11 protein-coding genes are annotated in these 11,372 nt (G+C 73.9%); 7 read left to right on the plus strand and 4 right to left on the minus strand.

Going from position 1 to position 11,372, the window contains the following annotated elements; translation table 11 throughout:
- Positions 1–135: 135 nt before the first annotated feature.
- From ACZYRU_RS16200 to cofD, 3 genes are all read right to left on the minus strand, one after another.
- Positions 136–894, minus strand: coding sequence for a DUF3105 domain-containing protein (locus ACZYRU_RS16200; RefSeq protein ID WP_488958130.1), 759 nt, complete (start codon positions 892–894; stop codon positions 136–138).
- Between the two features lie 69 nt (positions 895–963).
- On the minus strand, positions 964–1,920 hold the full coding sequence (locus tag ACZYRU_RS16205) for a coenzyme F420-0:L-glutamate ligase (protein ID WP_488958131.1): 957 nt from the start codon (positions 1,918–1,920) through the stop codon (positions 964–966).
- Positions 1,920–2,978, minus strand: coding sequence for a 2-phospho-L-lactate transferase (gene cofD, locus ACZYRU_RS16210; protein WP_488958132.1), 1,059 nt, complete (start codon positions 2,976–2,978; stop codon positions 1,920–1,922). Before cofD ends, ACZYRU_RS16205 begins: the two co-directional genes overlap by 1 nt.
- Positions 2,979–3,122: 144 nt before the next feature.
- On the opposite strand from cofD, the gene ACZYRU_RS16215 reads away from it, so the two are divergent.
- The 3 genes from ACZYRU_RS16215 (at position 3,123) to ACZYRU_RS16225 (ending at position 7,755) form a co-directional block, all read left to right on the plus strand.
- Positions 3,123–3,377 (plus strand): WhiB family transcriptional regulator, encoded by a 255-nt coding sequence (locus ACZYRU_RS16215; RefSeq protein WP_273520110.1) that lies wholly within the window; start codon positions 3,123–3,125, stop codon positions 3,375–3,377.
- A 93-nt stretch (positions 3,378–3,470) separates the two neighbouring features.
- Positions 3,471–6,329, plus strand: a complete 2,859-nt coding sequence (locus ACZYRU_RS16220) for a glycosyltransferase family 2 protein (protein ID WP_488958133.1) — start codon at positions 3,471–3,473, stop codon at positions 6,327–6,329.
- A complete protein-coding gene (locus ACZYRU_RS16225; RefSeq protein WP_488958134.1) occupies positions 6,322–7,755 on the plus strand; it encodes a DUF5719 family protein in 1,434 nt (477 codons plus the stop codon). Before ACZYRU_RS16220 ends, ACZYRU_RS16225 begins: the two co-directional genes overlap by 8 nt.
- 19 nt (positions 7,756–7,774) lie before the next feature.
- Here ACZYRU_RS16225 and ACZYRU_RS16230 read toward each other — a convergent pair whose 3' ends face one another.
- Positions 7,775–8,233 carry a metallopeptidase family protein gene (locus tag ACZYRU_RS16230; protein WP_488958135.1) on the minus strand — a complete coding sequence of 153 codons (459 nt, stop codon included), beginning with the start codon at positions 8,231–8,233 and terminating at the stop codon, positions 7,775–7,777.
- 49 nt (positions 8,234–8,282) lie between these two features.
- On the opposite strand from ACZYRU_RS16230, the gene ACZYRU_RS16235 reads away from it, so the two are divergent.
- The 4 genes from ACZYRU_RS16235 to ACZYRU_RS16250 are packed head-to-tail and all read left to right on the plus strand — an operon-like array spanning position 8,283 to position 11,289.
- Positions 8,283–8,666 carry a DUF3499 domain-containing protein gene (locus tag ACZYRU_RS16235; RefSeq protein WP_488958136.1) on the plus strand — a complete coding sequence of 128 codons (384 nt, stop codon included), beginning with the start codon at positions 8,283–8,285 and terminating at the stop codon, positions 8,664–8,666.
- 34 nt (positions 8,667–8,700) lie between these two features.
- Positions 8,701–10,074 (plus strand): phosphomannomutase/phosphoglucomutase, encoded by a 1,374-nt coding sequence (locus ACZYRU_RS16240; RefSeq protein ID WP_488958137.1) that lies wholly within the window; start codon positions 8,701–8,703, stop codon positions 10,072–10,074.
- A complete protein-coding gene (locus ACZYRU_RS16245; RefSeq protein WP_488958138.1) occupies positions 10,071–10,262 on the plus strand; it encodes a Trm112 family protein in 192 nt (63 codons plus the stop codon). The genes ACZYRU_RS16240 and ACZYRU_RS16245 overlap by 4 nt, the downstream gene beginning before the upstream one ends.
- 1 nt (position 10,263) lies before the next feature.
- Complete coding sequence (locus ACZYRU_RS16250) at positions 10,264–11,289, plus strand: SIS domain-containing protein (RefSeq protein ID WP_488958139.1); 1,026 nt, start codon at positions 10,264–10,266, stop codon at positions 11,287–11,289.
- The last annotated feature ends 83 nt before the right edge of the window (positions 11,290–11,372 follow it).

Consider the following 11,372-nt stretch of genomic DNA (forward strand, 5'->3'; position numbering starts at 1 on the left):
CTGGCTCCGAAATGGCGCCGACCCGGCAGAAAGTGGCCTCGCACGAGGCCACTTTCTGCCGGGTCGGCGGTTTTTTCGAGCCACTTCGCGCCGGGTCGGCGCAAACCCCGGGCTAGTTTCTGCCGGGTCGGCGACTCAGTAGGCGTAGGGCTCGGGCGCGTCCGTGAACGGGTACTTGTCCATGAACTTGCTCAGCGAGGCACCGCTGACCTCGGAGCAGTACTGCCAGGCGCCGTACTGCTTCTGGGTGTCGGGGTCGACGCGCCAGTGGGTGAAGGCGATGTGCTGGCCCTTCGGGAATTTGCCGACCTCCTTCTCGTCCGCCTTGGTCCACGGGGCGACCTTGAACTTCAGTCGCTGGTTGGTGTCGTTGGCGTCCATGATCTTGGCGATGGCGCGCATGGCCGAGATCTCGGAGGAGTCGTCGTTCGCGGTGGTGTCGTACCAGAGGATCGTGTAGCCGTGCTCGCTGTTGTGCACCAGCGCCTCGAGCTCGGGGCGGGAGTCCTCGGTGTAGAAGCGGTCGCCGATCGGGGTCGGGGCGACGCCGGCGACGTTCCAGTGCGCGCCGAAGGCCGGCGGGGCGTCCTTGTAGTCGACCTGCTGGCCCTCGGGGACGTGCTCGCCGCTGCCCGTGGCCTCCTTCTCGGTGATCTCGCCGCACACGCTGGCGGAGGCACCGATCTCGGCGACGCTCTTGCCCTTCCACTTCTGGTCGTTGACCATGTCGCGGATCTTCGGGTAGAGCGCAGCGCCGACGATGATGAGCGCGACCGCGACGCAGACGCCGACGATGGCCATGCCCTGGCGCTTGTCGGCACGCTTCTGCTTGCGCCGGATGTCGTCGATGACTTGGCGGCGCTCCGACTTCTCGGACTTGCTGGACTTGGCCACGTGCGGGGTACCTCGTCTTGGTCGTGAAGGGCATGCGGGAGCACGCCCCGTGCGGCGAACGCGGTGAGTCTACGGAGTCACCGGTCGAAACCGCAGGTCGGTGTCGACATCGCCGGTCTCCGTGCTGTGCCAGCCGTGGGCGAACGCGACGATGTCGGCGGCCGCGCGCCGCTCCCTGTCCGCGTGTACGACGTCCGCCGCCGTCGCGCGGGCGGTGATCCCCGCGCGGCCGAGCGCGGCGACGAACTCGGCGGCGTCGACGGGGCTGCCGAACGGGGTGCGCGCGCCCGGGTGGGCGGCGACGGCCTGGATGACGGCCTCGCGGGCGCCGTACCCGAACAGGTCGGCGCCGTCGGCGCGGATGAGGGAACGGGCGCCGGGGCCGTCCTCGCCGCGGGCGAGGACCAGGTCGGCGCGGCCACGCAGCACGGCGCAGGGGCGGGCGCCGAGCTTGCCCTGGGCGAGCTCGACGGCGGAGGCGATCTCGTCGGCGACGGCGGGTGCGGTGACGGCGAGCTCGTTGCCGTGGGCGTCGACCCGGCCGGCGAAGGACTCGAGCACGGCCAGTCCGGCGGCACCGATGGCGATGTCGGTCTGGCCTTCGCGCCAGGCCCGGCCGGCGGTGTCGGTGACGACGACGCCGACGTTGACGCCGCGCCGCTCGGCGACCGCAGCCCGCAGCGCGCGGGCGGAGGCGTCGGGGTCGAGGGGGAGCAGGACCACGGATCCGGCGACGACGTTCGAGGCGTCGACGCCGGCAGCCGCCATGGTCAGGCCGAGGCGGTTGCGCACGATCCGGGTCGGGCCGCGGCGCGCGACCAGGCGGTCGGTCTCGGCGTCGATCCACGCCTCACGGTCGCCGTCCTCGATCCGGCCCTCTGCCTTGCTGACCACCTTGCTGGTCACCACGAGCACGTCGCCGTCGACGAGGTCCTCGGGGCCGAGCGCGGCGAGCAGGGCGGCGGCGAGGTCGTCGCCGGGCTGGATCTCGGGCACGCCGTCGGGCGCGGTCACGCTCAGCGCCATCAGCGCACCAGGTCGATCGCGGCCGCCGCCATCGCTGCAGTGGCGTCGTGGTCGGTCATCATCAGCGGTACGGCGGCCGCACGGATCCCCGCCGCCTCGAGCCGCGCCACCTGGGCGGCGTCGCGCTCGTCGACCAGCCAGCCGTCGAGCACCCCGCCGGCCGCGCGGGAGCCGTAGTTGAGGCCGACGCCGGCCGCGCTGACCTCGACGCCGATCGAGGTCAGCATCTGCTCGGCCATCCCGCGCACGTGGCTGTCGCCGACGATGGGGGACAGGCCGACGACCTTCGCGTCGCTCGCGCGAACGGCCTCCCGCAGGCCGGGGACACCGAGGATGGTGCCGACCGACACGACCGGGTTCGACGGCGGCAGCACCACCAGGTCGGCGCCCGTGATGGCGTCGACCACGCCCGGTGCCGGGGAGGACTGGTCGAGGCCGACGAACACGACCTGCTCGGCGGGTACCTCGGCGCGCAGCCGGACCCAGTACTCCTGGAAGTGCACGACCCTCTTGCCGCTGACGCTCTCGGCGTCGGCGACCGCGACGTGCGTCTCGACGCGGTCGTCGGTCATCGGCAGCAGGGTCAGCCGGTCGCCGTACGTCGGCTCCAGCCAGCGCTTGCACAGTGCCTGCGTCACCTGGGAGAGCGGGTAGCCGGAGTCGAGCATCTGGGTGCGGACCAGGTGGGTGGCGATGTCGCGGTCGCCGAGCCCGAACCAGGTCGGCTCGACGCCGTACGCCGCCAGCTCCTCCTTGGCGCTCCAGGTCTCCGCCCGCCGGCCCCACCCGCGCTCGAGGTCGATCCCGTCGCCGAGGGTGTACATCACGGTGTCGAGGTCGGGGCACACCTTGAGGCCGTGGATCCACCAGTCGTCGGCATTGTTGGCGACCACCGTCACGTGGGCGTCCGGGGCGACACCCGGTAGGGTTCCAGCGGCGATGCCGTGGAGCAGGCCTTGCAGGAAACGGGCTCCGCCCATGCCGCCCGAGAGGACGGTCAGCTTCCGCACGGGTCGGCCGATGAGTCCACTGGCGGTCGCGTCAGGTGTCGAGTCCACGGGGGACAACTGTGCCGTGCCCGTAAAAGGCTGCGAGCACGGGGCTCCCCATAGCAGACTCGACCTTGACTGTTTGGGTATGACACGTATGTAATTCCAGAGATGTCGTTCGGGGCATCGGGTCGAGACGTAAGGGGCGTAATCGTGAGGGAACTGTTCCTGGTCGAAGCAGATTCCGAAGAGCTGGGGTGGCAGGAGCGTGCGCTCTGCGCGCAGACCGACCCCGAGGCGTTCTTCCCGGAGAAGGGAGGATCGACGCGCGAGGCCAAGAAGGTCTGCCAGACCTGCGAGGTGCGCATCGAGTGCCTCGAGGCGGCGCTGGGCAACGACGAGCGCTTCGGTATCTGGGGTGGCATGTCGGAGCGCGAGCGCCGCAAGCTGAAGAAGCGAGCCGTCTAGCGACAACAACGGCACGGCGCCGGTCCCTGCCGACGGTTCGCCCCCTTCGGGCCGTCGGTCGTAGGGTCTGACCTCGTGTCGCAACAAACCGAGGTGGCTGTCCTCCTGGTCAGCCACGACGGCAGCACCTGGCTGCCGGCGGTCCTCGACGGCCTGCTCGCGCAGACTGCGCCCCCCACGCGCGTGGTGGCCGTCGACACCGGCAGCAAGGACGGCAGTGCCGACCTGGTCCGGGCCGCGCTGGCCGATCGGCTGCCCCTCGAGCAGCGGTCGCTGGCCGGCGACACCGGGTTCCCCGACGCCGTCGCCGAGGGTCTGCTCGTGCTGGGCGAGACCGGCACGACCCCGGACTGGGTGTGGCTCCTCCACGACGACGCCAACCCCGCGCCCGACGCCCTCGCCGCCCTGCTGGCCGCCGCCGCAGCGCGACCCGACGCCGACATCCTCGGCCCCAAGCTGCGCGAGTGGCCCTCGCTGCGACGGCTCCTCGAGCTCGGCGTCACCATCAGCGGCACCGGCCGGCGCGAGACCGGGCTGGAGCGCGGCGAGTACGACCAGGGGCAGCACGACGAGGTCCGCGAGGTGCTCGCGGTCAACTCGGCCGGCATGCTCGTGCGGCGCGAGGTACTCGAGGAGCTCGGCGGCTTCGACCGTGCGCTGCCGATCTTCGGCAACGACATCGACCTCGGGTGGCGCGCCGCCGCGGCCGGCCGCACCACGCTGGTCGTCCCCGACGCCGTCGTGTTCCACGCCGAGGCCGCACACCGCGGCATCCGTCGCACGCCGCTGACCGGCCGGCACACCCACTTCCAGGAGCGCCGCGCCGCGCTCTTCACGCTGCTCGCCAACGGCCGGGGAGCCACGCTCCCGCTGCAGGTGCTGCGGCTGACCCTCGGCTCGCTGCTGCGCGTGCTCGGTCTGCTCGGCGTCCGCGCCGTCGGCGAGGCGCTCGACGAGCTCGCCGCCCTGGTCTCCGTGCTGCGACACCCCGGCCAGGTCCGGGCCGCGCGCCGGGCGCGGCGTACCGCCAGCGCCGGCGGCACCGACCGTGCCCGGGTACGACGGCTGCTGGCTCCGTGGTGGCTGCCCTACCGGCACGGTCTCGACTTCGCCGGCGATCTCGTCGCTGCCGCGACCAACCAGGCCGCTGACGTCGCCGACCGGCGCCGGATCGCGGCCGCCGAGCGCGACGCCGCGGTCGGCCCGCCGCCCGCCCGGCACCGCGACGAGGACGAGGATTTCGCCGACACCGGCATCGTCGTCCGCTTCCTGACCAACCCGGTCGCCGTCGCGACCGCGGTCACCGTGCTGGCGCTGCTCATCGGCGTGCGTGACGTCGTCGGCGGGGTCGCCGGCGGTGCGCTGTCGCCTGCCCCCGGCAGCGTCGGCGACTGGTGGGCGCTGCACCTGGAGGGGCGGCACCCGATCGGCTTCGGCAGCGACGTGCCGGCGCCGCCGTACGTCCTGCCGCTCGCGGTGCTCGGCCTGCCGTTCGGCCCGTCGCTGCTGATGTCCCTGCTGATGGCGTTCGCCGCGCCCCTTGGGCTGTGGGGTGCCTGGCGCTTCCTGCGGGTGGTCGGCCGCCTCGTCACGCCGTACGGCGCACCGCGCTGGCTGCTCCTGTGGGGCTCGGTGACCTGGGCGCTGGTGCCGCTGGTCGCCGGCGCCTGGGGCGGCGGCCGCTGGGGGGTCGTCGTCGCGGCAGCCGTGCTGCCCTGGATGGCGCACGCCGCGCTCGGCTTCGCCGACCCCGACGCGGCCCACCGTTGGCGAGCCGGCTGGCGCACCGGCCTCGCGCTCGCCCTGCTGACCGCCGTCGCACCGCCGGCCTGGCTGGTGGTCGCGGTCCTGATCGGGGTGCTGCTCGGCTGTGCCGTGCGGCTGCTGCCGAGCGAGGCCGGCGACCGCTCGGTGTGGGGGCCGCCGGTCCTCGCGCTCGCGGTGCCGCTGCTGGTGCTGCTGCCATGGTGGCTTCCGGCCCTGCTCGAGGGCGGGATCGCCGGCACCGTGCTCGACGTCGGTCGCTGGCCCACAGCCGCGACCTCCGGCTGGGACCTGCTCGCCGGACGCCTCGGCGGCCTCGGCGCCCCGATGCCGGTCGGCTACGCGCTGCCGGTGCTGGCCCTGCTGGCACTGGTGCCGCGCACGACCCGGATCCCCGTCGTCGTGTGCTGGCTGGTCGCTGCCGTGACGGCCGTGGTCGCCGTACCGCTGGCGATCACGACCATCGACATCGCCGGCCCGGTCGGCCAGCAGCCCGGCCTCGGCGCCGTCCTGCTGGTGCTGCAGGGGGCGTGGATCACCGCGATCCTGCTGGGCGGCCTCTCGCTGCACCACCTCGGCGACCGGGCGAAGCCGGCGCAGGCCGTGCTGGCGCTGTCCGGCGTCGTCGGGCTGGTGGCGCCGCTCGTCGGTCTCGTGTGGTTCGCCGGCTGGGGCGCCGAGCAGCTCGACGACCCGCCGACCTCCGACGTCCCCGTCTACATGGCCCAGCGCGCCGAGCAGGCCGAGCAGAACGGCGTCCTGGTGCTGCGCGGCAGCAAGGACACCGGCCTGCGGTACGACGTCCACCGCGGCGACGGGCTGAGCGTCGGAGAGGACGAGATCGCCGCGCTCACGCCGGAGGACACGAAGGCCACCTCCACCATCCGCTCGCTGGTCACCTCGCCCGACCCGGACGCCGTGGCCCGCCTCGCCGACCTCGGCATCCTCTACATCGTCCAGGCGGCGCCGGCCGACGGCTCGGTCGCCGCGAGCCTCGACGCCACCACCGGCCTCGTCCAGGCGAGCTCCGAGCGGGGCACCCGCGCCTGGCAGGTCAGCCCGGAACCCGGACCGCTACCGAGCCACCACGCGTGGCTGCGCTGGATCCTGCTGCTCATCCAGGCCGCCGCGGTCCCGGTGCTGGTCGTGCTCGCCCTCCCGCCGCTGCGAAGGAACCGCGATGAGTGATCCCCAGCAGACCCCGTCCCGCTCCGGCGGACGCCGTGCGTCCGTGGTCCGGCGCCGACGCGTCGACATCCTCGTGGCGCTGGCGATCCTGCTGCCCGCCGTGGTGGCGCTCGCGATCGGCGCGATCGGTGACGAGCAGTCGCCCGTCGCCGGGCCGCAGCCGCCGGGTACCGCCGAGCTCACCTCCGCCACCGTCGTGTGCCCGGGCGGCACCCGCGCGTCGAGCTCGACCCGCGTCGGCCGCACGCCCGGCGTCGCCGGCGGTGAGCTCGCGGTGCTCACCGCTCCGGCGGACGGTGCCGAGGCGGATGCGGGGGCTCCGGTCACCGCGGACGCGGGGAGCTCGGCCGTCGTACCCGACAGCTCGGGGCCGGTCGTCCTCGACGGCAGCGGGACCGCCGCCCCTGGTGTCGTCGCCGGCCGCGACGACCCGCTGGCCGTGCCCGAGTGCCGCGCCCCGGCGTACGACGAGTGGCTGGTCGGCCTCGGCGCCACCGCCCGCTACGCCACCACCCTCGAGCTGGTGAACCCCGACGACGGCGAGGCGGTCGTCGACGTGGCGCTGTCCGACGCCGACGGTCCGGTCGAGGAGCCCGCGCTGCGCGGCATCCAGGTGCCGGCGCACGGCGTGCACCGGATCGACCTCGCCGCCTCGGCGCCGCGTCGCGAGCTGACCGCCGCGCACGTCACCGTGACCCGGGGTCGGGTCACGCTCACCGCGCGCACCACCCGCGACCAGCTCGGCCGCGGCCGGGTCACCACCGACTTCCTGCCGACGCAGGCGGCGCCCGACACGGACAACCTGATCCTCGGCGTGCCCGAGGTCGCCCGCGGCGCCTCGCTGCTCGTCGCCAACCCGGGCGACAACGAGGTCCGGGTGCAGGTCCGGCTGGTGACCGCCGACGCCACGTTCACCCCGACCGACGCACCCGAGGTCGCCGTCGGGCCGCACGCCATGCAGGAGGTCGACCTCGGCCCGCTGCTCTCCGGCGAGAGCGGCGCCGGCGTAGTCGGTGTCGTCGTCGAGTCCGACGACCCGGTCGTCGCGTCGGTACGGCTGGTCTCGCGCAAGGACCTGGTCCTGCTCGCGCCCGCGATCGAGGTGCGTGAGCCCACGGCCGCGGTGCTGCCGACGGGGGACAAGACCCTCCTGCTCGGGCACGCCCTGCGCACCGGCGTCGTCCACGTGACGTCGTACGGCGCCGACGGGGCGGTCCTGCGCGAGGACCAGGTCGAGGTCGCGCCCGACCGGGCCGCGTCCCTCGCGCTGCCGCCGGAGGCCGTGCTCGTGGCCGTCGAGCCGCGCAACACCCGGATCGCGGGTGTGGTGTCGATGCCGACCGGCGGTGGGCAGCCGGGACTTGCGACGCTGCGGCTGCGCCCGGCCGAGACCCACGCCCGGATCCCGGTCGTCTCGCCGGACTGACCGGTCGCCCGGGCCGGCGTCAGTCGTCGTCGAGGTCGGAGGGGTAGCGCGGGTCGACGTCGTGCGGCTCGATGCCGAGCAGCTCGGCGACCTGCTCGACCACGAGCGCCAGCACGATCGCCTCGAGGTCGCCCCGGTCGGCCGCGCGGTGCTCGAGCGGGCGGCGGAACACCACCAGCCGGGTCGGCGTCGTACCCGATCCGCGCACGAGCGAGGACAGCGGCACCCGGCCCGAGTCCCAGTCGTCGGGGAGCTGCGGCGCGTCCTCGACGGCGTACTCCACCAGGCCGAGGTGCTCGGACCAGCGCGCGTCGATGTCGGTGACGACGTCGAGCATGATCTTGTCGAACACCTCGCGCCGGCTCCGCGGCAGCGGCGGCCGGTGCCCGGTCGCGGACAGCGGCTGCACCGCCGGACCGCGCATCCCGCGCCCGCGCCGGTCGCGGCGTCGGCGGGGGACCAGCTCGTCGTGCTCCATGCCGCGAGCCTATCCACGGGTTGCCCGGGAGGGCGGTAGCGTCTGCGCCGTGAGTCAGACGGCGAACGCGGGTCCGCAGAGCCTGCGAACCTGCTCGCGCACGGCCTGCGCCCGGCGCGCGGTCGCCACCCTGACCTACGTGTACGCCGACTCCACCGCGGTCCTCGGCCCGCTCGCGACCTACGCCGAGCCGCACGCCTACGACCTCTGCGACGTCCACAGCGAGCGGCTGTCCGCCCCGCGCGGCTGGGAGGTGGTCCGGCTCTCGCTCGGCACCCAGCAGCCCGGACCCAGCAACGACGACCTGCTCGCGCTCGCCGACGCGGTCCGCGAGGCCGCCCGCCCGGTCCGGCGCGAGCCGGTCGAGGCGCCCCGCGAGCCCGGTCGCGAGGTGGCCCGCAAGGGGCACCTGAGGATGCTCACCACCGACTGAGTGCACCGGCCCCCGGATGCCCTAGGGTCTGGGCATGGCCACGACCAGTCCTGACAACCTCGGCAAGGTCTTCAAGGCCTACGACGTGCGCGGTCTCGTCGGCGAGCAGCTCGACGAGGAGCTGGCGCGGGCGACCGGGTCGGCGTACGTCGAGGTGCTCGGCGTCGACGCCATGGTGATCGGCTACGACATGCGCCCGAGCTCGCCGTCGCTCGCCGGCGCGTTCGCCGAGGGCGCCACCGCTGCCGGTGCCGACGTCACGATGATCGGCCTGGCCTCGACCGACCAGCTCTACTTCGCCTCGGGTCACCTGAACCTGCCGGGCGCCATGTTCACCGCGAGCCACAACCCCGCGGCGTACAACGGCATCAAGATGTGCCGTGCGCTGGCGCAGCCCGTCGGCATGGAGAGCGGCCTCGCCGAGATCCGCGACCGGGTCGCGGCGGGCAACCCGCCGGCCGCCGGTGCCCGGATCGGCGCGGTCGGCTCCCACGACGTGCTGCAGGCGTACGCCGCGCACCTGCTCACCCTCGCCCCGGTCACCGGCCGCAAGCTGAAGGTCGTCGTCGACGCAGGCAACGGCATGGCCGGTCACACCGCCCCCGCCGTCTTCGGCCGCCTCGCCGACCAGGTCGAGATGGTGCCGCTCTACTTCGAGCTCGACGGCACGTTCCCCAACCACGAGGCGAACCCGATCGAGCCGGACAACCTGGTCGACCTGCAGAAGGCGGTCATCGCCGAGCAGGCCGACATCGGCCTGGCCTTCGACGGCGACGCCGACCGCTGCTTCCTCGTCGACGAGCGCGGCGAGCTGGTCTCGCCGTCCACGCTGACCGCCCTCATCGCCGCCCGCGAGCTCGCCAAGGAGCCCGGCGCCACGGTGATCCACAACCTGATCACCTCGCGCGCCGTGCCGGAGATCGTCACCGAGCTCGGCGGCACCCCGGTCCGCACCCGCGTCGGGCACTCCTACATCAAGGCCACCATGGCCGAGACCGACGCGATCTTCGGCGGCGAGCACAGCGGCCACTTCTACTTCCGCGACTTCTGGCGCGCCGACTCCGGCATGCTCGCCGCGCTGCACGCGATGGCGGCGCTGGCCGAGTCCGACCGTCCGCTGTCCGAGCTGCTCGCCAGCTACGCCCGCTACCCGCTCAGCGGTGAGATCAACAGCACCGTCGCCGACCAGGACGCGGTCCTCGCCGCGCTGGAGGCGTCGTACGGTGGCCGGGACGGGGTGAGCGTCGACAAGCTCGACGGTCTGAGCGTCGGCCACGAGGACTGGGCGTTCAACGTGCGCGCCTCGAACACCGAGCCGCTGCTGCGGCTCAACGTCGAAGGAAAGGACGAGTCCACCATGGCCCGAGTCCGGGACGAGGTTCTCGCGATTATCCGGAGTGGCAAGTGAGTGCCGCGCAGGGCGGGATCTCGCCCGAGCTGCTGGCGATCATCGTGTGCCCCTCCTGCAAGGGCGAGCTCGCGGTGACGCCCGCGGGGGAGTCCGTGGAGCTGGTGTGCCAGGGCTGCGGGTACGCATACCCGGTGCGCGACGGCATCCCGGTCCTGCTGGTCGACGAGGCCCGTAAGCCGGCCTGACATGGTCTGGTTCGACGAGTCCCGGCTGGACGACGAGGCGGCGCTCGCCGCCGCCGACCTGCGGTTGCGCACGCTCGCCGAGTCCGGCGCCCGGGTACGCCGGGAGGTCGGCGACTCCGCCGAGGCCATCGCCGAGGCGGTGTCCCGCTCGATCGAGACCCGCCCGCGCGCGGTGATCGCGGCCGGGCCCGACTCCCGCCTGCTGCGGGCCGTGCTCGAGCCGTTCTGCCCGGTGCCGTTCGTGGCCTGGCCCTCCCCGGCCCTGCCCGGCTGGGCCGGCAGCCTCGACCTCGTCGTCGTGCTCGCTCCCGAGGGAGGAGACGCAGGTACGGCGCTGGCCGTGGCCGAGGCCGCGCGCCGTGGCTGCCAGCTCGTCGTGGCCGCGCCGCCCGGGTCGATGGTCGCCGAGCACGCGACCGGCCGGTGGACCACGCTGCTGCCCACCAGCACCGGCGACCAGCTCGCGACCGCCGTCGCCATGCTGTCCTTCCTCGACCAGGTGCACCTCGGCCCGAGCGCCGAGCCGGAGGCCGTGTCCGAGGCCCTCGACGCGGTCGCCATCGCCTGCTCGCCGAACCGCGACATCTCGATCAACCCCGCGAAGATGCTGGCCATCTCGCTCGCCGACGCCGCCCCGCTGGTCTGGGGTGGGTCGGTCCTCGCCGCCCGGGCCGCGCGCCGGATCGCGGAGTCGATCCGTCGTACCTCCGGCCGCACGGCGCTCGCCGGCGACGCCGAGCACCTGCTGCCCGTGGTCGAGGCGGCTCGCCCGCGCAACGTGTTCGCCGACCCGATCGCCGACGGCACCGGCGATCGCCGCCCGGTGCTGGTCATGCTCGACGACGGCGTCGACGACCCGGTCGTCCGCGACCAGCGACAGCGCCTCGAGGATGCGGCCCGCAGCCAGGACGTCCGGATCGAGCACGTCGCCTCCGAGGCGGCCGGTGAGGTGGCCCGCTACGCGTCGCTGCTGCTGAGTGGCACGTACGCGGCGGAGTACCTGCGCCTGGGTCTCGTCGCGGACTGAGACCGGCACCCTTCCCGGGCGATCCCCAAACTTGGGCAATTGCCTCGGCGGGGTCCGTCCTGCCCGCGTGATGGCGACAAGAT

The organism is Nocardioides sp. F233, from assembly GCF_057813895.1.